The sequence below is a fragment of the Streptomyces sp. MUM 203J genome (assembly GCF_022414595.1).
In the GTDB taxonomy this organism is placed as follows: Bacteria; Actinomycetota; Actinomycetes; order Streptomycetales; family Streptomycetaceae; genus Streptomyces.
Window position 1 is genome coordinate 52,621 of sequence record NZ_JADWYO010000026.1, and the last position, 24,179, is coordinate 76,799.

The 24,179-nt window shown below is 72.6% G+C and carries 20 protein-coding genes and 1 tRNA gene; 14 read left to right on the top strand and 7 right to left on the bottom strand.

Going from position 1 to position 24,179, the window contains the following annotated elements; genetic code table 11:
* Nucleotides 1–3 precede the first annotated feature (3 nt).
* Nucleotides 4–5,724, bottom strand: a complete 5,721-nt coding sequence (locus I3F58_RS15635) for a type I polyketide synthase (RefSeq protein WP_240109205.1) — start codon at nt 5,722–5,724, stop codon at nt 4–6.
* 34 nt (nt 5,725–5,758) lie between these two features.
* The gene (locus I3F58_RS15640) at nt 5,759–6,067 is read right to left on the bottom strand and encodes an acyl carrier protein (RefSeq protein ID WP_240109206.1); all 309 of its coding nucleotides are present in this window, start codon (nt 6,065–6,067) and stop codon (nt 5,759–5,761) included.
* Nucleotides 6,068–6,268: 201 nt separating this feature from the next.
* Here I3F58_RS15640 and I3F58_RS15645 point away from each other — a divergent pair, with 201 nt between their 5' ends.
* The 11 genes from I3F58_RS15645 to serS all read left to right on the top strand — a co-directional run bounded on the left by I3F58_RS15645 (nt 6,269) and on the right by serS (nt 17,092).
* On the top strand, nt 6,269–7,870 hold the full coding sequence (locus I3F58_RS15645; RefSeq protein WP_374207980.1) for an aldehyde dehydrogenase: 1,602 nt from the start codon (nt 6,269–6,271) through the stop codon (nt 7,868–7,870).
* 73 nt (nt 7,871–7,943) lie between these two features.
* Entirely contained in the window at nt 7,944–9,083 is a 1,140-nt protein-coding gene (locus tag I3F58_RS15650; protein ID WP_240109207.1) for an acyl-CoA dehydrogenase family protein, read from the top strand.
* Between the two features lie 114 nt (nt 9,084–9,197).
* Nucleotides 9,198–10,472, top strand: coding sequence for an aminotransferase class III-fold pyridoxal phosphate-dependent enzyme (locus tag I3F58_RS15655; protein WP_275678558.1), 1,275 nt, complete (start codon nt 9,198–9,200; stop codon nt 10,470–10,472).
* 2 nt (nt 10,473–10,474) lie between these two features.
* On the top strand, nt 10,475–10,957 hold the full coding sequence (locus I3F58_RS15660; protein ID WP_240109209.1) for a type II toxin-antitoxin system RatA family toxin: 483 nt from the start codon (nt 10,475–10,477) through the stop codon (nt 10,955–10,957).
* 43 nt (nt 10,958–11,000) lie between these two features.
* Entirely contained in the window at nt 11,001–11,558 is a 558-nt protein-coding gene (locus I3F58_RS15665; RefSeq protein WP_240109210.1) for a hypothetical protein, read from the top strand.
* Nucleotides 11,555–12,121, top strand: coding sequence for a flavin reductase family protein (locus I3F58_RS15670; RefSeq protein WP_240109211.1), 567 nt, complete (start codon nt 11,555–11,557; stop codon nt 12,119–12,121). Before I3F58_RS15665 ends, I3F58_RS15670 begins: the two co-directional genes overlap by 4 nt.
* Nucleotides 12,118–13,110, top strand: a complete 993-nt coding sequence (locus I3F58_RS15675; protein ID WP_240109212.1) for a VlmB-like protein — start codon at nt 12,118–12,120, stop codon at nt 13,108–13,110. The genes I3F58_RS15670 and I3F58_RS15675 overlap by 4 nt, the downstream gene beginning before the upstream one ends.
* Entirely contained in the window at nt 13,107–14,111 is a 1,005-nt protein-coding gene (locus I3F58_RS15680) for a beta-ketoacyl-ACP synthase III (RefSeq protein WP_240109213.1), read from the top strand. The genes I3F58_RS15675 and I3F58_RS15680 overlap by 4 nt, the downstream gene beginning before the upstream one ends.
* A 125-nt stretch (nt 14,112–14,236) precedes the next feature.
* The gene (locus tag I3F58_RS15685; protein WP_240109214.1) at nt 14,237–14,467 is read left to right on the top strand and encodes a phosphopantetheine-binding protein; all 231 of its coding nucleotides are present in this window, start codon (nt 14,237–14,239) and stop codon (nt 14,465–14,467) included.
* A complete protein-coding gene (locus I3F58_RS15690; RefSeq protein ID WP_240109215.1) occupies nt 14,467–15,687 on the top strand; it encodes a beta-ketoacyl synthase in 1,221 nt (406 codons plus the stop codon). Before I3F58_RS15685 ends, I3F58_RS15690 begins: the two co-directional genes overlap by 1 nt.
* A gap of 115 nt (nt 15,688–15,802) precedes the next feature.
* Nucleotides 15,803–17,092, top strand: coding sequence for a serine--tRNA ligase (serS, locus tag I3F58_RS15695; RefSeq protein WP_240109216.1), 1,290 nt, complete (start codon nt 15,803–15,805; stop codon nt 17,090–17,092).
* 92 nt (nt 17,093–17,184) lie between these two features.
* Here the strand turns inward: serS and fabI are convergent, their stop codons facing one another.
* The 5 genes from fabI to I3F58_RS15720 all read right to left on the bottom strand — a co-directional run bounded on the left by fabI (nt 17,185) and on the right by I3F58_RS15720 (nt 21,994).
* The gene (fabI, locus tag I3F58_RS15700; protein ID WP_240109217.1) at nt 17,185–17,985 is read right to left on the bottom strand and encodes an enoyl-ACP reductase FabI; all 801 of its coding nucleotides are present in this window, start codon (nt 17,983–17,985) and stop codon (nt 17,185–17,187) included.
* Nucleotides 17,985–19,451: an MFS transporter gene (locus I3F58_RS15705; protein ID WP_240109218.1), complete on the bottom strand. Its 1,467-nt coding sequence runs from the start codon at nt 19,449–19,451 to the stop codon at nt 17,985–17,987. Before I3F58_RS15705 ends, fabI begins: the two co-directional genes overlap by 1 nt.
* Nucleotides 19,452–19,563: 112 nt before the next feature.
* Nucleotides 19,564–20,679 (bottom strand): fatty acid desaturase, encoded by a 1,116-nt coding sequence (locus I3F58_RS15710; RefSeq protein WP_240109219.1) that lies wholly within the window; start codon nt 20,677–20,679, stop codon nt 19,564–19,566.
* A gap of 119 nt (nt 20,680–20,798) precedes the next feature.
* On the bottom strand, nt 20,799–20,981 hold the full coding sequence (locus tag I3F58_RS15715; RefSeq protein WP_240109220.1) for a hypothetical protein: 183 nt from the start codon (nt 20,979–20,981) through the stop codon (nt 20,799–20,801).
* A 20-nt stretch (nt 20,982–21,001) separates the two neighbouring features.
* The gene (locus tag I3F58_RS15720) at nt 21,002–21,994 is read right to left on the bottom strand and encodes a bifunctional lysylphosphatidylglycerol flippase/synthetase MprF (protein WP_240109221.1); all 993 of its coding nucleotides are present in this window, start codon (nt 21,992–21,994) and stop codon (nt 21,002–21,004) included.
* A gap of 186 nt (nt 21,995–22,180) precedes the next feature.
* Between I3F58_RS15720 and I3F58_RS15725 the strand changes: the two genes are divergently transcribed.
* The 3 genes from I3F58_RS15725 (at nt 22,181) to I3F58_RS15735 (ending at nt 24,006) form a co-directional block, all read left to right on the top strand.
* Nucleotides 22,181–22,277: transfer RNA gene (locus tag I3F58_RS15725), tRNA-OTHER, on the top strand.
* Between the two features lie 355 nt (nt 22,278–22,632).
* Nucleotides 22,633–23,418 (top strand): AfsR/SARP family transcriptional regulator, encoded by a 786-nt coding sequence (locus tag I3F58_RS15730; RefSeq protein WP_240109222.1) that lies wholly within the window; start codon nt 22,633–22,635, stop codon nt 23,416–23,418.
* A 153-nt stretch (nt 23,419–23,571) separates the two neighbouring features.
* Nucleotides 23,572–24,006, top strand: a complete 435-nt coding sequence (locus I3F58_RS15735) for a hypothetical protein (RefSeq protein ID WP_240109223.1) — start codon at nt 23,572–23,574, stop codon at nt 24,004–24,006.
* Nucleotides 24,007–24,179: the final 173 nt, after the last annotated feature.

Here is a 24,179-nt window from a genome sequence, read left to right on the forward strand (position 1 = left end):
CTCTCACGCCGTGGCCGGGGGGCTCAGCCGGGCGTCCAGGAAGTCGCTGAGCTGCCGCACGGTCGGGTGGTCGAAGGTCAGCGACGCCGGCAGCGGCAGCCGGAACGCCTGCTCCAGACCGGACTTGACGGTCATGGACATCAGCGAGTCCAGGCCCATGGCGATGAACTCGGTGTGCGGGTCCAGTTCGTCCGCGCCGTCCATGTGCAGTACGGCCGCGACCTTGTCCCGGACGACCCGGCCGATCAGGGCCGTCCGTTCGTCCTTCGGCAGGGCGGACAGCGCCGCCGGGTCGAAGCTGTCGCCGCCGTCGTCGTCGGGGCGGGCGAGCCGGTCGTAGAACAGGTCCCCGGTCGGGTTCCCGGCCACATAGCGGTCCCAGTCGAACTCGCCCACCACGCGCTGGGTGCGCGGCCGGCCCCACAGCCGGGACAGGGTGTCCAGGGCGCGGGTCGGGGAGAAGAACCGGACACCGCTGCGCTCGATCTCCCGGCTCAGCTCCTCCTCCAGCCGGGCGGACATGCCGACCCGCGCCCACGCGCCCCAGTTGACGGACAGCCCGGGCATCCCGGTCCGGGTGCGCCACTCGGTGAGGCTGTCGAGCGCGGCACCGGCCGCCGCGTAGTGGCCCTGGGTGGCACCGCCGAGGAGGGAGGCGATGGAGGAGTACGTGACGAAGAAATCCAGCTCCGGGAAGAGCTCCTGGGACGCCTCGTGCAGCAGCCAGCCGCCGTACGCCTTCGCGGCCAGCTGCTCCTCGACCGACTCCCAGGTCAGCTCCGCGATCAGCTTCTTGTCGTAGGCTCCGGCCGCGTGCACGACGCCGCCGACCGGGTGCGGCCCGGCCGCCAGCCGCTCCGCGAGCCGCCGCACGTCCCCCGGGTCGCTCACATCGGCCCGTACGACGTCGACCTCGGCCTGTGCGGACAGTTCGGCCAGCAGCCCGGACGCCTCGTCGGCGGCCCGGCCGCTGCGGCTGACGAGCGCCAGGTGGCGGGCGCCGAGCGCTACCAGGCGGCGGGCGGTGACCAGACCGAGGCCGCCGAGGCCGCCGGTGACCAGGTAGACGCGGTCGTCGCGCAGGGTGCCGACGGGTTCGGTCCCGGCCGCGTCCGGATCGGGCAGCTCCACCCACACCTCGGCCGACGGGTCGGCCTCGGCGGTGCGCAGCGCCTCGCCGGTCTCGTCCAGCCGGAAGGTCCCGCCCGCGGCGGACGAGCCCGGGGTGCCGCTGCCGGGCACCGGACCGGCCGTGCCGGCCGGAACGGTGAGTGTGGAGACGAGCGTCCCCTCGTGCCGTACGAGGACCTCGTCGCCCTCGGTGTACGGGGTGCCGGGGCCCGCCTCCACGACAGTGCCGACCGCCAGGCGGCCGAGCACGGGCCCGGGTTCGCCGGTGTCGGCGCGCTCGGCGTCCCGCGCCGCGCGGGCGTCCTCGGCGGTCACCGCGGCGGCCCGGACCCGCAGTCGGACCTCCCCGGCGGCGGGTGCCCGCTCGGCGGCGGGGACCAGGGCCAGGTCGGACAGGTCGCCGGAACCGGGGGCGCGCAGCTCGTAGCCGCCGCGCCAGGTGAGGGGCGCGTCGCCCGCGAGGAGCCGCCGCACGTGGCGGCCGGAGGAGCGCAGCGCGACCTGGTACTCACCGGCCGGCTGGGCGGCCCACTCGTCGAGCAGGGCGCGGACGTCGCCGCCGGGGGTGGTGTCGACGAGCGTGACACGGTACTGCGGGTACTCGGTGAGCAGCACGCGCCCGAAGCCCCACAGGGTGGCCGCGGCGAGGTGCGTGCCGTCGCCCGCCGGGTCGCCGGGCAGCCACTGGGCGCCCTCGGTGGCGAGCCACAGCCGGGGCGGCCGGACGGGCGCGGCGGCGTCCAGGGCGGCGACGAGCGCCAGCAGTTCGCGGTAGTTGCGTTCGCACTCGGCGCGCAGCCGGGCGGCCGACATGGCCCCGTCCTCGTCCGCGGGCCGCCAGGTCCAGCACACGTCCGTGACGGTGGGGTCGTCCAGCGCGGCCTTCCAGGCGTCCGGGTCGGTGACGGCGCTTACCCGGACGGAGGGGTGACCGTCCAGGGCCCGGGCGCGGTCCGGGCCGGGGTCCAGCAGCAGCACGTGCCGTGCGGCACCCGGAGCGGCGGCGCCCGAGGCCGCCGGGCGGGTGAGCCGGCGGCGTACCCACTCCGGCCGGTGCAGGAACCGGCGTCGGCCCGCGGGCCCGTCGGGCCTGGCCAGGACGACCCCGAGCAGCTCCGCGACGAGCCGCCCGTCCTCCAGCAGGAGCACGTCGGCCAGCCGCCGGTCCTGGGCGCCCCGCACCCGGGCGAGGACCCGCAGGCGCTCGCCGCGAGGCTTGCGGAAGTGCCGTACGGAGGCGATCTCACGCGGCGTGAAGACGGGTCCCTCGGGGTCGAGGACGACGGCCGCCTGGACGGCGGCCTCCAGCAGGTCGGCGGGAACGTGTTCCACGGCGGTGGCGCTGCGGCCGGTCAGCTCGCCGGTGACGAGGCCGTCCTGGTGGCGGGCGGCGCGCAGCAGCAGCCGCATGCGCGGGCCGTGCGGGCGGCCGACGGAGGCGAGGTCCGTGTAGATGTCGCGGTCGTCGATCTCCTGGTCGGCGGGGGGCAGCTCCGCGTCCAGCTCGGCCAGTTCGGAGACGGGCACGACGGGTTCACGGGCCCCCGCGATCCGGGCGGTGGCGTGCAGGTTCTCCTCGCCGCCGACGAGTGTGAAGACCTCCACCTCCGCGCCGCCGTCCTTGACGGGCCGCCAGCGGGAGGTGAGGGCGACCGGAGCCCCGGCGGTCATGTGGAGCGGTTCGAGGACGGCGAGGTCGTGGACGGCGGCGCGGGTGTGGCCCTCGACCCGGTCCTGCAGGGCGAACATCAGGTCGACGTACGCCCCGGCGGGCAGGGTGCACCGGTCGCCGTCGGCCAGGTCCGCGAGGGCGCCGAGCTCCTCGGGGACGAACTCGGCGGTGAACTCCCGCACCCCGCAGGCGAACCGCTCCTCACCGCCGATCAGCGGGTGGTGTGCGGCGCCGCCGGTGCCGGCGCGGCGGTGGGTGACGTTCGGCAGCCAGTAGCGCTTGCGCTGGAAGGGGTACGTGGGCAGGCCGACGCGTTCCGGGGTGGCGAAGGGCGCGTGGTAGCCGGACCAGGACACCGGGAGCCCGGCCGTGTAGTAGGCGGCGAGGGCGCGCAGCGTGGTGTCCGTACCGCGGTCGCGGCGGCGCAGGCTGGTGAGCCACAGGTGGTCGTCGGCGTCGAGGCAGCGGCGGGCGAGCGCGGTGAGCGCGGCGGAGGGGCCGATCTCGACGAGGGCGTGCCTCCCGCGCTGGGCCACGGCCCGGATCCCGGCGAGGAACCGGACGGGTTCCCCGATGTGCCGGACCCAGTAGTCGGGAGTGGCGATGTCCCGGAACCGGGCGAGTCTGCCGGTCACGTTGGAGATCAGGCTGACGGAGGGCTCGTGGAAGGCGATACCGTCGAGGGCCGCGCGGAAGTCCTCGTACACCTCGGCCATCTGCGGGGAGTGGAAGGCGTGCGAGACGGCGAGCCGTTCGACGCGCACACCCTGGTCCGTCAGTGTGGCCGTGGCCGCGTCGATGGCGGCGGTGGCGCCGGAGAGCACGCACTGGTCGGGGGCGTTGACGGCGGCGAGCGCCAGGTCCGGGTGGGCGTCGAGAAGCGGGCCGACGTCCTCGGCGGGGGCGCTGACGGCGGCCATGCCGCCCTCGGCGCGTACGGCCTGCATGAGGCGGGCCCGGGCGGCGACCAGGGTGACGGCGTCGGGGAGGGTGAACAGCCCGGCGACGGCGGCGGCGACGACCTCTCCGATGCTGTGGCCGATGAGCACGGTGGGCTGTACGCCCCAGGACATCCACAGCTGGGCGAGCGCGTATTCCAGGGTGAACAGGGCGGGCTGGGTGAGCGCGGTGCGGTCGAGCGCCTCCGGGTCCTCGGCGGTGCCGAGCAGCAGGGCGCGCACGGAGCGGCCCAGGTGCGGGGCGAACAGCCGGTCGCAGGTGTCGACGTGCTCACGGAAGACCGGGAACCGCTCGTAGAGGCCCGCGCCCATGCCGGCGTACTGGGAGCCCTGGCCGGTGAACATGAAGGCGGTCTTGCGGATGCCGGAGGGCCCCTCGGCGTCCTGCCCGGCCGCCCTGTCGAGGAGCGCGGCGAGGGCGGCACGGTCGGTGACGGGGGCGGCGAGACGGTAGGGATGGTGGGAACGGCCGGTGCCGGCGGCGTGGCATATCTGCTCGACCGTGGCCTCCGGCCGCTCGTCGAGCAACCGCCGGTGGGCGGCCGCCTGCTCCGTCAAGGCGGCGGCGCTCTTGGCGGAGAGGGTGAACAGTGCGGGGGCGTGAGGCCCTTCGCCGGTCCGCGGAGCGGTGGCGGGCGGCTGTTCCAGGACGGCGGCGCCGATGGTGCCGGCGAATCCGAAACTGTTGACGAGGGCGCGGCGCACGGGCGCCTTCCACGGCTCGCAGGCGGTGGGAACGCGGACCGGGTAGAGGTCCCAGGGGATCCGCGCGGACGGCGTGGTGAGGTTGAGGTGCGGATAGACCGTGCCGGAGCGGATCTGGAGGACGGCCTTGATGAGGCCGACGATGCCGGAGGCGGGCTCCATGTGGCCGAGGTTGGTCTTGACCGAGCCCACCAGCAGCGGGTCGTCCGGGGTGTGCGAGTCCGCGAAGGTGTCCCCGATGGCGCCGAACTCGATGGGGTCGCCGAGGGGCGTGCCGGTGCCGTGCGCCTCGACGTACTGGATGTCCTCGGGGCGGAGCGCGGCGGCGGTGAGCGCCGCGCGCATCACCTTCTCCTGGGCCGGGCCGTTGGGCACGGTCAGTCCGGCGCTGTCGCCGTCCTGGCCGACCGCCGTGCCCCGCACGAGGGCGAGGACGGTGTCCCCGGCGGCCTGGGCGTCGCTGAGCCGTTTGAGGACGACGACACCGCAGCCTTCCGCGCGGGCGTAGCCGTCGGCGGCCTCGTCGAAGGTCTTGCACTGCCCGTCCGGGGACAGCATCCGGGCGTTGGAGAACATGACGGGGATGCGCGGGTGGTGCAGTGCGTTGACGCCGCCGCACAGGGCGATGTCGGTCTCGCCGGCGCGCAGCCCCTGGACGGCGAGGTGGAGGGCGACCAGCGAGGACGAGCAGGCGGTGTCGACACTCATGCTGGGCCCGCGCCAGCCGAGGAAGTACGAGAGCCTCCCCGACAGCGGGAACATGGTGATGCCGGACGCGAGATGGCCGTCCAGCTCCTCGTACGGCAGCGAGTCGAGCTCCAGTGCGTAGTCGATGGAGCTGGCGCCGATGTACACGCCGCCGTTGCCGCGGCGCAGCGGGGCCGGGTCGATGCCCGCGTGCTCCAGCGCCTGCCAGGCGGTCTCCAGCAGCATCCGCTGCTGGGGGTCCATGTACTGGGCCTCCTTCGGGGAGATGTTGAAGAAGGCGGCGTCGAAGCGGTCGATGGAGTCGAGGAACCCGCCGGCCGTGGTGTGGATCTTGCCCTTGTCGTCCGGGCTCTCAGGGGTGAACGCCTCGACGTCCCAGCGGTCCCGGGGCAGCGGTCCGATGCCGGAGCGGCCCTCGCGCAGGAACGCGTCGAACGTGTCGGGGGAGTCGCTGCCGCCGGGGAACCGGAGGCCGATCCCGACGATCGCGATCGGCTCGGGCCCCGCCCTGCCCGGCACCGGTGTGGTCTCTGACTCCTCATGCGGCATGCGGTCGTCTCCTTAGCTGCGGGCCGGCTGCGGGTCAGCTGCGGGCTCGGGTGAGAAGCGAGTCGGTCAGGTGGTGGACGAGATGGTGGATGGTCGGCTCGTTGAAGAGCACATTCGTGTTGATCGTCAGGTCCAGCTCGGCTTCGAGGCCTTTCCGTATCTCGACGAGCCGCAGGGAGGTGAGGCCGAGATCGAAATAGGAGATGTCAACCGGGAGTTCCTCGTGGTCGTCCATGAGGAGAACGGTCTTGAACCGTCTGAGGACCAGTGTCTCGATTTCTTCGGCCAGCTCGGTGCGGGGCAGTTCGCGCAGCCGCTGGGCCGTCGTGTCGATGGCGGACATGGGGTCATGCAAGCAAGGGACACTGACGCAAAGCTGACGCCCCGGACCGAGGTGTGCCGGCTGAATCAGTGGAGTGTCAGCGGCGGGTCAGATTCTGCTGCCACGATCGAGACGTTTCGAAAATCAATGAAGTAAATCCCACCTGAAAGGCCGATGATGCTTGACGGTGCCGTACCGGAGGAAAGCGCACGGAACAATGGCGTGCAGGAACGTTCCGGATTCCGGAGCTACGACCTCTACATCGCGGGCAAGGACGTCGCCGGGGACGGGTGGGTGTACACCGTCAGCGGGCGTTCCCTGCTGGAGGACGTCTTCACCAGTGTGAGCCTGAAGCGCGCACTGGAACAGGACCCGGAGTCGGACGCGGCCGGCCACCCCTATGTGGTGGGGCGCTGCGCGGTCGCCGACGACGCGGCCATCGACATGGCCACCCAGGCGGCGGCCGCGGCGGCCGCCGCGTGGGCGGCCGTGCCGCTGGAGCGGCGGATGCGGCTCGGCACCCGCTTCCGGGAGGAACTCCTCAAGCACCAGGACGAGTTCCTGGAGATGCTGGTCGCGGAGTCGCACCCGGTGAAGCTGGCCCGCTGGGAGCTGAGCTGTCTGCTCCAGCTCTACGCGCCGGGCAGTCTGCGCTGGTACACGAAGCAGATGCGGGTCGAGAAGGACTACGCGGGCCGCAAGCTGATCCTGCACCGGCAGCCCGACGGGGTGGTGGCCTTCAACCCGCCGCAGAACGCCCCGCTGCCCAGTGCCGCGCTGTGCGTGCTGGCGCTGATGGCCGGCAACGCGGTGGTGGTGCGGGCGCCGCGCAGCATCGCGCTGAGCACCATGTGGCTGCTGCGGGACGTGGTAGCGCCGCTGCTGGAGGGGATGGACGCCCCGCCCGGGGTCCTCAACGCGGTGTGCGGCAACCCGAAGCAGACCCTGGACCGGTGGATCGAAGACCCCCTGATCGACGACATCTTCTACATCGGCGGCAGCAAGGAGGGCCTGCGCTTCGAGCAGAGCTGCGTCGCACACGGCAAGAAGCCGATCCTGGAGCTGGCCGGCAACGACGGCATCGTGGTGTGGAGGGACGCCGACCTGAAGTGGGCGGCCGAGGCCATCACCGAGTCGTTCTTCGGCTCCGGTCAGATCTGCATGGTGCCGAACTACGTGCTGGTGCACCCGGAGGTCGCGGACGCGCTGATCGAGCAGGTCAGAGAACACGTCAAGGGCATCAGGCCGGGATACCCGGAGGAGGAGGACGTGCTGCTGTCGCCGGTGCGGCGCAGCGAGCGCTTCTTCCGGCTGCTGCGGCAGGCCCTGGACAACGGCGCCGAGCTGATCACCGGCGGGCAGCGCACGGAGGTCGACGGCACGCCCTCGGAGACCGGGGTGTTCCTGCAGCCGACGGTCGTGCGGGTGGACGGTCTGGACCGGGCCCGCACCTTCGACGTCGTGCGGGAGGAGACCTTCTTCCCGCTGATCCCGATCGTGGTTCCCGAGCGGGACGGCGACGACGCGCTGCTGGAGGAGTTCCTGCGGTTCGTGAACTCCAACGACTACGGGCTGCGCAACTCCCTGTGGTCCCGTTCCGACCACGTCATCGAGACGTTCGTGCGACGGGTCGTCAACGGCGGCCTGCTGAAGGTCAACGACTCGCACATCGGTTTCCTGCCCTATCTGCCGAGCCACGGCGGCACCGGTCTGACCGGCGGCGCCTTCGGTGAGGCCAACTACCCGATGCTCAAGACCTCGCATGTGCAGGGCGTGAGCATCGCCCGCGACGTCAGCCCGTACGAAGCGGTGTTCGACGCCTGAGCGCACCACAGCGCGCCGATCGCGCCTGATCGTGCCGAGGCGCCCGTATCCCACCCCCCTACGGAGGTTTCCCGTGCGTTCCCTCGATGCCGCTCGGGCCGTCTGCGAGCGGTTCCACCCCGGTCTGGTCAAGGAGCTGGAGCAGATCCCGTACGAAGAGCGGGAGAAGCCGTCCAGCCCGGTGATCGACCTGTTCCGCATCCACGGCGGCGTCGGCCTGCTGATCCCTGAGCAGTACGGCGGCCACGGCGCGAGTCCGCTCGACGCGCTGCGCGTCCAGCTGGCGATGGGCGCCCTGTCGCCGTCCCTGGCCGCCGCCGTGTCCATGCACCACTTCACCGCGGCGATGCTCTACTCGCTCGCAGTCAAGGACGGCCGGCTCACCCCGGCCCAGACCGGACTGCTGCACCGCATCGTGCCGGAGCAGCAGGTGATGGCGTCCGGCTGGGCGGAGGGCCGCACCGCGCAGAACATCCTCGCCCCGTCCGTGACCGCCCGGCCGGTCGAGGGCGGGTTCCTGCTGACCGGCTCCAAGAAGCCGTGCAGCCTGGCCCTTTCGATGAGCCTGATGACCGCGAGCGTCGCCATCCACGGCGACGGGGACGAGCCGGAGCTGGCGCTGGCCCTGGTGCCGGTGCCGACGCCCGGACTGGCCGTGCACCCGTTCTGGGGCAACGACCTGCTGGCCGGGGCCGAGAGCGACGAGGTGCGCCTGGACGACGTGTACGTACCGGCCGAGATGGTCGTACGGGCCGGGGCGGACGACCCGCACCGGCTGGACGACCTCCAGACGGCCGGGTTCGTGTGGTTCGAGATGCTGATCTCGGCCGCGTACGCGGGCGCGGCGGCCTCGCTCGTCGAACTGGTCCTGGAGCGGGAGCGCGGCGCGGTCCAGGAGCGGGCGGCGCTCGCCGTGGACATGGAGGCGGCGCTGGCGCTGCTGGAGGGCGTGGCCCGCCAGGTGGGCCCCGAGCCGGGCGACGAGTCGTCGGTGGCCGGTGTGCTGGTGGCCCGGTACGCGGTGCAGAACGCGCTGCCGGGGATCACCGCGCGGGCCCTGGAGCTGCTGGGCGGGCTGGACTTCGTGCGGTCCTCGGGTCATGCGCAGGCCGCTGCGGCGGTGCGGGCGCTGGCCTTCCACCCGCCGGGCCGCGGGCCCGCGGCGGAGCCGCTGCTGCGGTACTTCGACGGCGGGGCGCTCGTCCTGTCCTGACTCCCGACTCCGGCCGGCACCGGTGGCCACACCGACTCCCCCCTGGTACGCCGCTGCCGGCCGGTCCCCCCACACCCAGCCCTCTCAGCACCTGGAGTGAGATCCGTGACCGTGATGCAGGAGTCCCCTGCGGACACCGAGGCCGAGATCCTCGGGCTGTACCGCGCCCATCTGAGCAAAGGCAGGGCCACACTGGCCGAGCTGTTCGGCAGCCATATGGAGGTGGCCTCGCAGGGCGCCTGGCTGACCACGGGTGACGGCGAGCGGTTCCTCAACGCGGGCGGGTACGGGGTGTTCATCATGGGCGCCCGGCACCCCCTCGTCATGGAGGAGGTGGAGCGCCAGCTGCGCACCCACCCCACCGCGACCCGCATCCTGCTGGAGCCGACCGTGGCCCGGGCCGCCGAGGCACTGGTGTCGGTGATGCCGCCGGGCCTGGACCGGGTGCACTTCGGGCTGTCGGGCGCCGAGGCGGTCGAGACCGGGCTGAAGCTCGCCCGCGCCAACGGCCGCAAGCGGACGGTGTCCATGACGGGCGGCTACCACGGCAAGACACTGGGCGCCCTGTCGGCCACCGCCAAGGACGTCTACCAGCGGCCCTTCCGGCCGCTCCTCCCGGACTTCCGGCACCTGCCGTTCGGTGACGCGGACGCCCTCAAGGAGGAGCTGGCCGCGCACCCCGGCGAGGTGTGCGTCATCCTGGAGCCGGTCCAGGGCGAGGGCGGTGTGATCATCCCGCCGGCCGGATATCTCAAGCGGGTCGAGGAACTGGTCCGCGAGTACGACGGGTTCCTGATCCTGGACGAGGTGCAGTCCGGTTTCGGGCGGCTGGGCGAGTGGTGGGGTGCCGACATCGAGGGTGTCGTCCCCGACGTACTGCTCGCCGGGAAGGCGCTGGGCGGCGGCGTCATGCCGGTCTCGGCCGCCGTCGCCACCCGCAAGGCGTTCCGGCCCTTCGACAAGGACCCGTACGTGCACACCGCGACCTTCTCCGGCCAGCCGGTGCTGATGGCGGCGGTCCAGGGCGCGGTCCGGGCCGTGAAGGAGGAGCGGCTGGCGACCAGGGCCACCGACCTGGGCGCGGTCCTTCTCCCCCGGATCGCGGAGATCGCCCGCCGCAACATCCCCGATCTGGTGGTCGACGTGCGCGGACGCGGTCTGCTCATCGGCGTCGAGCTGGTCGAGGCGGGGCTGGCCGGGGAGCTGCTGATCGAGCTGTTCAACCACGGGGTGGTCGCCAACCACTCCATGAACGGCAGCTCGGTGGTGCGGTTCACCCCGCCGGCCGTGATGAGCGACACCGACGTGGAATTCCTCCTCAACTCCTTTGACCTGGCCACCCGCGACCTGGTGAGCGGCGCGGCCACGATGCCGGAAGGCGGTAACTGATCGTGCGGCATGTCGAACTGGACGCCCTGATACCCGCGGAGCAGGCGGCGGCGGTCTTCACCGCCGTACAGCGCTGGGAGAAGTACCCGGAGCTGGCTCCGCACGTGAACGCCACCACCGTGCACGCCGCCCATCCGGCGGCCGACGCGAGCTCCAGCTGGGAGCTGCACTTCCGCAGCGGGCTGCTGCGCTGGACCGAGGACGACACGTTCCTGCCGGAGGCGAACGAGATCCGCTTCCAGCAGTCGGACGGCGACTTCGACAGCTTCGGCGGGAGCTGGAGCTTCGCCCAGGAAGGGGCCGACGTCGCAGTGCGCTTCGAGGCCGAGTTCGACTTCGGCATCCCCAGCCTGGAGGGCATCCTCGACCCGATCGCGGAGCGGGTGATCAAGGAGACCGTCGCCTGGGCCCTGACCGGCCTGTTCCCCGGCACCCGGATCTCCGGGGGCGTCGAACTGACCACGCCGGCCGCGGTCGGCGCCTGACCGCCGGCCGCCCGCCGCCATCCGGGAAGCGAGCTGAACGACCATGGACCAGGCAAACCCCTTCGAGACCCCACGCACCTACTCACTGCACCGGGCCGAGTATCTGGTGGGGTTCGCCGTCACCACCGGCCTGATGATCGCCCACTTCGACGAGATCCGCTGGCTGCCCGCCATCGGGCTGTTCCTCTACATCGACCTGATCGGCTATCTGCCGGGCGCGGTCGCCTTCCGGCGCAGCGGCGGCAGACCGATCGCCAAGACGTACTACGTGCTCTACAACGTGATGCACAGCCTCATCACCCAGGCCGCCGTGGCCGCGCTGTGGTGCTGGCTGATCGGGCCCGAGTGGGCGCTGCTGGTGCTGCCGTTCCATCTGTTCGGCGACCGGGGCCTGTTCGGCAACTTCATGAAGTCGTTCGCGCTGCCCTTCGAGCCGGTGCGGCAGCCCGGCTATCTGCGCCTGCTGGACGACCTGGGGCTGGCCCATCCGAAGCCTGTCGGGCACGCCGCGGAGCCGGGTCCGGTGCCGGTGGGGCACGTCCCGGCCGCCGCCGCGACGCGGGCCGCCGGGGCCCGGGCGCCCGAGGAGGTGCTGCGATGAGCACCGCGACCCGTCCGGCTCCGGTGGCCCCGGCGCGCCAGGACCCGGCGGAGCGGCGGCGGGCGCTGTACCACCTGGCGTCGCCGGTGTCGGTGCTGACCGTGGCGCACGCCGGCGTGCTGCACGGCACCACGGCGAGCACGGTCACCCTGGTGTCCCGCGTCCCGCTGCTGATCGGGGTGGTCCTGCGCGAGGGGTCGTCCTTCGCCCGCCTGGCCACGGCGGAGGGCCGTTTCGCGGTGAACGTGCTCCGCGCCGAGCAGGCCGGGCTGGCCCGCTGGTTCGCGGACGGCTCCCGCCCGGACGGCGGCGCCCAGTTCGCGGACGTGGCGTGGACCGCCGACTCCTACGCGCACGCCCCGCTGCTGGCCGGGGCGCTGGCGCACTACACCTGCCGCTTCCACGGAGTGCGGCGCACGGGCGACGGCGAGGTCCTGCTGGGCTATGTCGTCCGGGCGACGGCCGACGAGGGAGCGCCCCTGCTCAGCTACGCCGGCGGGCTGTTCGCCGCAACCCTGACCCCCGTGCCCGCCCCCGTTCCGAAGGAGACAGCCGTATCATGACCGGTTCCGTGGCACCCGAGGCCGACTGGGACAGCGCTCCCGGCCTCCTCGACGGCGCGAAGGACCTCGAACTCGGCCCCGAGCGGTGCGACCTGGCGTACTGGATCACCTCCGTCGCCCAGGGCACGCTGCGTGGCCGGGGCGAGACGGGGCACCACCCGGACGCGACCGTCCCGGCCTTCCTGAAGGCGCCGGGGCCGCTGCGCGAGGCACTGGTGCTGGAGTTCGGCTTCCGCGGCCTCGCGGAGGAGCTGGCGACCCGGCTGCTGGGCCACTACGTGGCGATCGCGCCGGGCGTCCCGGAGATGGAGTTCTACGCGACCCAGCTGCTCGACGAGGCCCGGCACGCCCGGGTGTTCCGCAACCACCTGGTCGAGCTGGGCGTGCCGGCCGGCACGTTGCTCAAGGACATCGAGGCGATGGCGGCGGACTACCGCCGCCGGGTCCTGGACCCGGTCGTCGACTTCACCCACGACATCGTCCGCGACCAGGCCGACTTCCCCGGTGGTGTGGCGGTCTTCGCGATCGTCATCGAGGGCGTCCTGGCCCCGGCCGCCGAATTGAGCGAGCGCAAGTGGACGCCGCTGTCCCCGGCGACGGGCGAGATCTCACGCGGCACCGCCATCGACGAGATCCGGCACCTGACCGTGGCCAGCACCATCCTGCGCGACCACGTGGCCCGGCACCCCGAGTACCGGCCACGGCTGCTGGAGATCCTGCGGGCCGGGGTGCGGCTGTGGGACGAGATCCCGGACCGCGAGTTCGTGCTGCACCGCGAGGAGCTGTTCCAGAAGGGCATGCTCGAACACGCGGACATGGTCGGGGACTACGAGATCTGGCCGGGTGTCCGCATGATCGACACGACCGCGGAGCAGCGGTACGACATGGCCGAGCAGTGGACCGACGAGATGGCCGAGGCCCGGATGGCGTACATGGGGCTGCCGCTGGAGGTCCTGTCGAGTACGCCGGGCACCGGGAGCGCCTCGTGACCGGACCCGCCGCGGTGCTCACCGGGATCGGCGGGTACGTGCCGCCGAACCTGGTCACCAACGAGGACTTCGCCCGCCGTCTGGACACCTCCGACGCGTGGATCAGGTCCCGTACGGGGATAGCTCGGCGGCACGTGATCGAGCCGGGCACCGCCACCTCCGACCTGGCCGTCGAGGCGGGCACGCGGGCGCTGAAGTCGGCGGGCGACGACCGGGCCGACGCGCTGGTGCTGGCCACGACCACCCCCGACCAGCCGTGCCCCGCCACGGCCCCGCAGGTGGCGTCCCGGCTGGGGCTCGGGCGGATCGCCGCGTTCGACGTGTCCGCCGTCTGCTCCGGGTTCCTGTACGGGCTGGCCACGGCGACGGGCCTGATCGCCGCCCGGGTGGCGGAGCGGGTGCTGCTGGTCGCGGCGGACGCCTTCACGACGATCATCGACCCCGAGGACCGTACGACCGCCGTGATCTTCGCGGACGGGGCGGGCGCGGTGGTGCTGCGCGCGGGAGCGGTGGACGAGCCGGGCGCGGTCGGTCCGCTGGTGCTGGGCAGCGACGGCGAGCTGAGCCACCTCATCGAGGTGCCGGGCGGCGGCTCCCGGCAGCGTTCGACGGGCCTGCCGCCCAGGCCCGGCGACCAGTACTTCAGGATGCTCGGCCGCGATACCTACCGGCACGCGGTGGAACGGATGACCGCCGTGTCGGGAGAGGCGGTGGAGCGCGCGGGCTGGCGTCCGGCCGAGGTGGACCGGTTCGCCGCGCACCAGGCCAACGCCCGGATCCTCGACTCCGTCGGCGAGCGGCTGGGCGTCCCGGCCGAACGGCGGCTGTCCAACATCGAGCGGGTCGGCAACACCGGGGCGGCCTCGCTGCCGCTGCTGCTGGCCCAGTCGGCCGCCGAGGGCCGGCTGGCGGCGGGGCAGCGGGTGCTGCTCACCGCGTTCGGCGGGGGGCTGTCCTGGGGGGCGGGGACGCTGGTGTGGCCGTCGGTGGAGGCGCTCTGAGCCGCCGTCCCCACCGGCACCCCTGGCCCCGTACCCGTACACCCGTCAAGTCCTCCCGTCGCTCCTTCATTCCGTCATTCCGTCATTCCGTGATCTGTGATCCGTGATCCCGAAGGGACATCGCCATGCTGGAACAGCTCAGGGACATCCTGTCCAACAAGCTCAAGGTGTCGTCGGAGGCCATCGTCCCCACCGCAACCCGGGAGGACATCGAGCTGGACTCGCTGGCCGTCGTCGAGCTGTCGCTGCTGCTGAAGTCCGAGCTGGACCTCGACATCAGCGACGACGACCTCCTGGAGGCCGAGACCGTCGCCGACATGGTGCGGCTCATGGAGGAGCGGAGCGCGAAGGTCTGATGGCCGGTATGGACATCGCTGTCACCGGGCTCGGCCTGGTCACCCCGGGTGGCGTCGGGGTGGGGCCGAGCTGGGCGGCGGTCTGTGCCGGGCGCTCGGCCGCCGCACCGGACCCGGAGCTGACGGACCACCCGGTGGGGTTCTCCTGCCGGGTGCCGGACTTCGACCCGGAGCGGCTGCTGAGCGCCCGCCGGGCCCACCGCCTGGACAGATTCGTGCAGTTCGCCCTGGTCGCCGCGCACGAGGCGGTGGCCGACGCCGGGCTGGACCCGACATCCTGGGACGGGGCGCGGGTCGGTGTGGTGCTCGGCTGTGCCGACGGCGGTCCGGGCACCGTCGAGGCGCAGCACGACGTGCTGCGGGAGCAGGGCCCGGGGCGGGTGTCACCACTGCTGCTGCCGATGCAGCTGCCGAACATGCTGGCCGGTCAGACGGCCATCGAGTTCGGCGCGACCGGCCCGAACCTCGTGGTCGCCACGGCCTGCGCCTCGGGAGCGACCGCCATCGGCACGGCCCGGGACCTGCTCGCCCTGGGGCGCTGCGACATCGTGCTGGCCGGCGGCAGCGAGGCGATGATCACCCCGCTGGTGATGGCCGGCTTCGCGCAGATGGGCGCCCTGTCCAGGCGCGCGGACGACCCGGCCGCGGCCTCGCGGCCGTTCGACGCCGACCGGGACGGCTTCGTCGCAGGGGAGGGTGCCGGGATCCTCGTCATGGAACGCGTCGAGGACGCCCGGGCCCGGGGCGCGCAGGTCCACGCCCGGATCATCGGGTACGGGGCCACCGCGGACGCCCACCACATGACGTCGCCGCACCCGGACGGCGCCGGGATCGAGGCGGCGGTGCGGGCCGCGCTGGCCGACGCCGGGGCGGACCCGGACGCCGTGCAGCACGTCAACGCGCACGGCACGTCGACGCCGCTGAACGACCTGGCGGAGGCCCGGATGATCCAGCGGACCCTCCAGGGGGATCCGCTGGTCACCTCGACGAAGGGAGTGACGGGTCATCTGCTGGGCGCGGCGGGCGCGGTGGAGGCCGCGTTCACCGTGCTGAGCATCGAGCACGAGCTGGTGCCGCCGATCGCCAACCTGTGCCTGCCGGACCCGAGGGTCGAGGTGAAGCTCGCGTTCACCTCGACCGCGATGCCGATCGACCTGGCGCTGAGCAACTCCTGCGGGTTCGGCGGACAGAACACGGCGCTCGCCATAGCCCCCGCCTGACCGCCGGGCCCCCGCACCGGGCCCCGGACCCCCGTCTCGCGCCTGCCCGGGAGGAGCGGGGGTCCGGGGCCGCCCGCACGACCCGACCCCGGCCCCGCCCTTCAAGGAGCCCGACATGCACGATCCCCGTGAACTCGTCGCCGCGGGCCAGGCCGCCGTCCGCCGCCTGGCCCGCCGCCGCTTCACCCTCGACCTGGACGGCCTCGAGGAGGCCCGCCGCGCGCGCAGCACCGCGGAGGCCGAGGTGACCCGGCTGCGCACCGAGGCGAACCGGGCGTCCCGCGGCCGGGCCCGCACGGGCCCGCCCTCCGAGGCGGAGAAGGAGGCCGCCCGAGTGCGCCGCGCCGAGGTCCAGCGCGCCGAGGCCGTGCTGCGCGAGGCCGACAGGAGCCTGACCGGCCTCCTGCTGTCCGTCCCCAACATCCCCCTGGACGACGTCCCCGACGGCGACTCGGAGAAGGAGGCCGTGGAGGTACGGCGCTGGGGCCCCGAGCCGCGCCCGCCGGCCGCCGACGGGCGGGCCCTGCACCACGCGGACATCGGGGAGGTGCTCGGCATCCTGGACCCGGGGGCCGCCGCCCGCCTGTCGGGGGCCCGGTTCAGCGTCAGCCGGGGCCCGGGTGCCCGGCTGGAACGGGCGCTGGCGGACTTCTTCCTGGACCTGCACACCCGCGAGCACGGGTACACCGAGTACGCCGTGCCGTACCTGGTCACCCGCGAGACGATGACCGGCACCGGCCAGCTGCCCAAGTTCGAGGAGGACCTGTTCGCCACGCGGGTCGGTGACCGGGAGCTGTTCCTGATCCCGACGGCCGAGGTGCCGCTCACCGGCCTGCTGGCGCACGAGCCGCTCGACGCCCGCTCGCTGCCGTACGCGTTCACCGCGCGCACCCCGTGCTTCCGCGCCGAGGCCGGGGCCTACGGGCGGGACACCCGGGGGGTGCTGCGGCTGCATCAGTTCGAGAAGGTGGAGCTGGTCCGGGTCTGCGCGGAGGAGGAGGCCGGGGAACAGCTCGCGCTGATGCTGGGGCACGCCGAGGAGTGCCTGCGGCGGCTCGGCCTGACGTACCGGGTGGTGCTGCTGCCGGCCGGTGACATGGGCTTCTCGGCCCGGATGACCTACGACATCGAGGTGTGGCTGCCGGGCAGCGGCGCGTACCGGGAGATCTCCTCGGTCTCCGACTGCGGCACCTTCCAGTCCCGCCGGGCGGGGATCCGCTACCGCACGGCCGAGGGCCGCAAGGCCTTCGCCGCCACCCTGAACGGCTCGGCCCTGCCGGTCGGCCGCACGGTCGCCGCCCTGCTGGAACAGGGTCTCCAGCCGGACGGCTCGGTGGTCCTCCCGGACGCGTTGGCCCCGTACACGGGCTTCTCCCGCCTGCTGCCGGGAGGGGGCACGGACTGACTCTCCCGCTCGGGGCGCCCGGTGCGGCGGGCGCGCGAAGGGCGGGGGCCGGGTCCTGGACCCGGCCCCCGCCCTTGTGGCCTGTGCGGCGGCTACGCCCCCGTCATGTGCACCCCGCCGTCCACGTGCACGATCTCCCCCGTAGTCCGCGGGAAGAAGTCCGACAGCAGCGCGACCACTCCCCGCGCCGCCGGGTCGGGGTCGGCGGGGTCCCACCCGGCCGGGGCACGCCCCGCCCAGACCGCGGCGAGTTCCGGGAACCCGGGAATGGCCTTCGCGGCCATGGACCGTACCGGCCCGGCCGCCACGAGGTTGCAGCGGATGCCCCGTCCGCCGAGGTCCCGCGCGAGATAGCGGTTCGTGGACTCCAGCGCCGCCTTGGCGACACCCATCCAGTCGTAGTGCGGCCATGCCACCGTCGCGTCGAAGGTCAGCCCGGCCACCGCTCCCCCGCCGGGCCCGAACAGCGGCAGACAGGCGGCGGTGAGGGACTTGAGGGAGTACGCGGAGACGTGCACGGCCTGCGACACCTCGTCCCAGCCTGCGCCGAGGAACCGGAACACGCCCTCCGGCCCGTACGCGATCGAGTGCACGACCCCGTCGAGCCCGTCGACGTGCTCCCGCACCCGCGGGGCCAGGGCCTCCAGGTGGTCCCGGTCGGTGACGTCCAGTTCGACGACGGGCGCGGGCTTCGGAAGCCTCGCGGCGATCCGTTCGACGAGGGAGAGCCTGCCGAATCCGGTGAGCACGACCTCGGCGCCCTCCTGCTGGGCGATGCGGGCGGCGTGGAAGGCGATCGAAGCATCGGTGACGACACCGGTGACCAGGACACGCTTGCCGGCGAGCAGCCCGCCGCGCGGGGCGGTGTCCGTCCGTTCGTGAGGGGAGAGCATCAGTCACTCCTTGCGTTGTCGAGGGGCTGGTTCCGGTCCTTCGGGAGGCCGGTGGGCACGGGCACGTGGTCGACCGTGACTCCCGTCGTGCGCTCCCCCAGGCCCAGCACCGTGGCGCACAGCACCGCCGTGGTGCCCGCGATGACGCCGAACAGCGCCCCGGGCCCGTACGTCTGGAGGACGGGCAGCAGGACGAACGGCAGGGCCGCGGCGCTGAGTTTGGAGAGCGAGTAGGCGGTGCCGGACGCGGTGGCCCGGATCGCGGTCGGGTACTGCTCGGAGAGGTAGACGTGCGAGACGCTGGAGAACAGGTTGCTGAACAGCGTGTACGCGAAGCCGCTGGCCACGATCAGTGCGGGCGTCCCGGTCATCGCGAAGCCCATCCCGGCGACGACCATCGCGGCAGCCGAGGCGGCGACCAGCGTCCGCCGCTCCACCCGGTCGATGATCGGCAGCGCCAGCGCCGATCCGACGGGGTAGCCGAGGAAGGACAGCGCGGTGAAACCCAGCCCGGCCACGATGCCGTACCCCTTGGCGGCCAGGATCTGCGGGACAAGCGTGCCGAACCCGTAGTAGCCGACCACCGACAGCGTGCTGAAGATCCACAGCATGGCGGTACGGCGGCCGAGCCCGGGACCCAGTACGTCCCGCAGCCGGGGCCGCGGCACCTCGGCCCGCTCCGCGGCGTCGGCGGGGGCCTCCGGGGGCGCGGGCGGTGCGGGGCACTCCGCCTCCATCCTCGTCACCAGCCGCTCGGCCTCCTCGTGGTGCCCGGCGGTGGCGAGCCAGCGCGGCGACTCGATGAGGCGGCGGCGGAGCACCCACACCACGGCGGACCCGAGTGAGCCGAGCACGAAGAGCCAGCGCCACCCGTCGATGCCGAGCGGGCTCAGCGGCACCAGCCACAGGGCGGCGAAGCCGACGGCCGGGACGCCGCAGAACGCGAGGGTGTAGGCCCAGGCGATGTACCGGCCGCGTTTCCTGGCGGGCAGTACCTCGGCCAGATAGCAGTCGGAGAGCATCTGCTCGGCGCCGATGCCGATGCCCGCCAGGAAGCGGGTAGCGATCAGCCAGGCGGCGTTCGGGGAGAAGGCGCCGAGCAGCGAGAAGCCGGAGTAGAGGGCGAGGTTGACGAGGAAGGCGCGGCGGCGGCCGTAGCGGTCGGCGACCCAGCCGAGCGTCAGCGAGCCGATGAACTGCCCGATGAACGCGGAGGCGAGAACGAGCTTCAGTGAGGTGGTGCCGAACTGGAAGTCGTTCTGGAGGACTTTGGCGATGGTGCCGGAGAGGCTGTTCTCGAAGGTGTCGAAGAGCAGTCCGACCCCGATCACCAGGGTGAGGCTGCGGTGCAGCGGGGTGATGGGCATGCGGTCCAGCCGGGCGCCGATCCGCCCCGCCGTTGCGGGGGTCTGCCCGGTGGCGGGTGCTGCGGCGACGCGGTCGGCCGCGGTCGCGGTGTCGCTCATGGACGACGCTCCTGGGGGCTGGGGACGTGAGGGGCTGCGGGAACGCGGACGGCCCCGGGCGACGGCGGCCCGGGGCCGGAAGGCGAACCAGGGAGTACGCGGGGCGCGGGCGTCAGGCGGCCTCCTGGACCTCCCGCCGCAGCCGCTCCTCCACCTCGCCGCGCCGCACGGGCGCGCTGACCTCGTGCAGATAGGACGCGACCTCCCGGTACGAGGCCCAGAAGCCCACCTCGTGGTAGGGCACGCCGCGCTCGGCGCAGTACTCCCGGGTGAGTTCGCGGGCCCGCGCCAGGTGCTTCTGCGGCATGGCCGGGAACAGATGGTGCTCGACCTGGTAGTTGAGGCCGCCGTACAGGAAGTCGATCAGCCGGGACGGGCGGATGTTGCGCGAGGTGAGGACCTGCCGCTCCAGCCAGTCGAGGGTCTCCTGCTCTCCGTCCCGGACCTCCATGCCCTTGTGGTTGGGCGCGAAGATCAGCCCGAAGTAGACGCCGAGCGCGGCCTGTTGCACGAGGACGAAGGCGACCGCCAGGACCGGCGACAGGACCGTGAAGACACACGTCAGATAGACGGCCGCGCGGACCAGCAGCAGCACGGACTCCAGCACCGGCCGCTTGGTGCGGCCCTGGGCGATCGCCAGGACGGCGGTCTTGTGCATCTTCAGGGACTCCAGCACCAGCAGCACGAAGAACAGCACGCTCTGGTAGCGCACGACGAACTTCTGCGCACCGCGCCGGGACGGGTACTGCTTGAGCGAGAAGATCGCGGTACGCCGCCCGATGTCCGGGTCCATGTCTAGGTGGTTGGGATTGCTGTGGTGCCGGTTGTGGTGGTTGACCCACCAGCCGAAGCTCACCCCGTTCACGAGGTTGGCGTGGAAGTAGCCGACGGCGGAGGCGGCCTTCTTGTTGCGGAACATCGCCTTGTGGCCGGCGTCGTGCCACATGAAGGCCGACTGGCCACCGCACAGGCCCATCCACACCGCCGTCAGCAGCTGCCACCACGAGTCACCGAGCGCGAAGAAGGCGACGAACCCGATCAGCAGCAGCGAGGTGTTCAGGGTGAGGCGCCCCGCGTAGTAGCGGGGATCGAGGTCGAGCAGGCCCTCCGCCTTGACGCGTTTCAGCAGTTCGGAGAAGGTGGCGGAGGCCCCGGTGCGCTGGGCGGCGGCACTGGCGCCGGGCGGCTCCGCGAGGGTACCGGCTTGCGGGAATTGCGGACGCTGCATACGAAGCTCTCCTTGGGAGAAGTGCCCGAACCGGGCGGCGCCGCGAGCGGGCGAACGTGTGTCCAAGCGTTCCGTGCCGCTCTGATGCGGCACTGATACCGACCTGATTGCCCGGCCGCTCAGCTGGCGGGGCTCACCACGGCGCCGCGCATCCGGTCGTCGAGGGCCCGCACCACCTCGTCCGCCGTGCGGGCGATGTCCTCGTCGTCGGGTGCGCCGATGATCGCCATGAGCTGCTCGACCATGGCCTGCTGAAGCGCCCCGGTCTCGTCGTTCTCCTGCGGGTTCCTGCCGTCACTCATGAAGGTCCACTCCTCTGCGGTCAGAAGGCGTTGCAGGCACGGAAGACATGCGCGAAGGCGGCCAGGGAGGCCGGCCCGTCGAAGGCCACGTATTCCGGGATCAGTGCGTCCGGCGCCCATTTCTGCTTGTACGAGAGCTGGGTCTGCGCCGGATAGAGCGCGGCACCCTCCGCCCACAGGGCGTGCATCAGCCACTGGAACGCCGGACTGTGGCCGTCGATTTCGTGGGCGGCGTCCAGCCCGGTGAACGGGGTGAATCCGAAATGCAGCCATTCGACGCCCTCTTGGCGGAACACCTCGACGGCATGGGCGTTGAGAGCCTCCATCAGGCCCGGTGAGCCGCTCGGCACCCGGCGGCTCAGGTCGTGCATCCAGCCGGCCCGGGCGCCGTACACCGGGGAGTAGGAGATGTACGCGACGGGTTCCCCCTCGATCGTGCCGAGGAACAGGCGCCGGTGGCGCTGTGCCTCACCACCGATCTCCCCGACGAGGAACTCCAGGGGGCGGGCCGCGCCCTTGGAGGACAGCCACGCCTGGTCGATGGCGCCGATCGCGTCCGGCCAGTCGCCGGCCGGGACCTCCCGGATCTCCAGGCCGTTGCGCAGGGCCCGGGAGATCTTGTTGCGCAGCTGCATGAAGCGGCTGCCTCGCAGGGTGAACCCGGGCAGGGAGACCGCCCATGAGGCGCCGACCTGGTTGACGGTGAAGCCGCGGGCCGCGTACTGCTCGGCGTCGGCGCGCTGGAGCTGGACGCCGACGAGGTTCAGGTCCTGGTCGCGGACGTGGCGGCGGAAGGCGTCGAGCAGCCGGCCATAGTCCTGTGGGGCGGCGAAGGGGCCGCCGAACTGCACGGCGAACCGGCCGGTGCGGCGGTAGACGACGGCCCCGTCGGCGTCCGGGAGCGTGAAGGCGATGTTGCCCTGGTTGAGGGCCAGGAAGGAGCTGGGGTTCTCCGCCCGGGTGTGGGTGCGGATCGCTTCGAGAACCGGGTGGTCGACGGTGGTGCCGGGCATACCGGTACCCCTCTCGGAAGGCGTTTCGGTCGTGGGGAGTCGTTGAGAGTAGAGCACCGTACGACCCTTCGGCGGAAGACGGAAAAGAACCGGAAAACAGGGGTCAGCGATATGTCAGGGACTTATCAGCGGGCCCTGCCATTGTTGTTCTCGTGAACGGCACGGGAGACCGGATGCCGGGATCGAGGAGAGGTGCCCGGAGCGGCTGATCGGGGACCACGAGACCTCTCGAGGTCGGGCTCTTTTTCAGGAGTCCACGCAGGTTCGAATCCTGCCCTCTCCGCTTGTTCCGGCGTCGCGGAAATGCGGCGCCGGATATCCGTGCTTCCCCACGCGGCGGCCCCGGGCCCGCCGCCCGCGCCCCACACCCCACGCGGCGCCCCGGCACCACGCCCGCACCTCCGCCACACATGGACACCTCCGGCACCCGGACGCCCCGGCACCCCGGCACCCCCGGCGCTCAGGCGCCCTGACAGCCCGGCGCCCCATCCGGCCCACCCGCCCCACCCGTCATCCCGACGGGTGAAGCCCACAGAAAAATACCTTCCCAAAGGAATTATTCTGTGTAGTATCAGCTCCGGGAGGGCCTCCGCCCGCGGTCCGCCGCACTCATCGACGAACGCCTAGGGGGAAACGGCATGTTGAGGTTCTCGATCCTCGGCGCGCTCCAGATCCGCACCGCGTTAGGGCCTGCCGAGATCTCCGGTGACCTCCAGCGCACCCTCATCCAGACCCTGCTGGTCAGCGAAGGTCAACCCGTCTCGGGAGAGGGCCTGGTCGACGAGATGTGGGGTGAGACGGTGCCCGACAACCAGGCCAACGCCCTGCAGGCGCACATCAGCCGGCTGCGGCGCAAACTGAGGTCCCTCGAACCCGACCGCAGGGCCCCACGTCTGACCATCCATCCTTCCGGATACCGGTTCGCACTCCACGAAGGGGAGCTGGACGCCGCCGAGTTCACCAAGGCGGTACGCCAGGCCGAAACCACCACCGCCGTCGATCCCGCCGCCACGGCCCGGCTGCTGGGCGAGGCGCTCGCGATGTGGCGCGGCCCGGTGTTCGGCGGGTTCCCCGGCGGCACGCTCTGCCAGCTCGCCTCGGCCCGGTACCAGGAACACCGGATGCGGGCCATGGAGCTGCGCTTCGGCGCCGAACTCCGCCTGGGGAACCACGCGGTGATCCTCGCGGAGCTGCACGAGGCGCACACCAGCCACCCGCTGCGGGAGCACTTCTGCGAGCAGCTGATGGTCGCTCTCTACCGGTCCGGCCGCCAGGCCGACGCGCTCCAGGTGTACCGCCACATGTGGCAGCACCTGGACGACGAACTGGGCATCGAGCCCTCCCCCGCGCTGCGTCGCGTCGAGCACGCGATCCTGTCCCACGACCCGGCCCTGGCGGGCGCGGCGATGCTTCAGCCCATCTGACGGGACGAGCGGCCGGCGCATGCCAGCGCGCTGTCAGCCCCGGGTCAGCCCCCCTTGCGAGGATCGGCGCAGAAGACGGCGTCCCGCACACACCGGGCTCGCACCGGCTCCGCGTGGACCGCCTCACCACCCCCTACGCACCCGGGAGTTCCCATGACCACGAGCCAGACGACCGCGCGCCTCGCGACCGCCCCCTCGGGCGCCGCCTCCGCGGCCCGCCCTCTGCGGATCTTCCTCACCCTCGACGCGGTCGTCACCGCGGGCAACGGCCTGATCTACCTGCTCGCCGCCGGACCGGTGGCCGAGCTGCTCGGCGTGTCCGCGGGCCCGCTGCGCGCGATCGGCGCGTTCCTCGCCGTGTACGGCGTGCTGGTCGGCGTGCTGGCCTCGCGCCCCGTCCCGTCGAGGGGCGCCACCAAGGCCGTCATCGAGGCCAACCTGCTGTGGACGGTGGCCAGCCTCGCCACCGCCGCCTTCGGCTGGCTGGGCGCGAACACCGTCGGCACGGTCTGGATCGTCCTCCAGGCACTGGTCGTCGGCGCGTTCGCCGCGCTCCAGATCAGCGGACTGCGCCGGCTGAACGCCTGAGCCGGTTCCCGTTCCTTCACGGCAGCCGGCAGGGGGATCACATGAAGTCGAAGATCGCGGAACTGGCGGAGATCCGCCGCCAGGTGCTCGCCGGTCCCAGCGCGAAGGCCACCGAGGCGCAGCATGCCAAGGGAAAGCTGACTGCGCGGGAGCGGATCGGGCTGCTGCTGGAC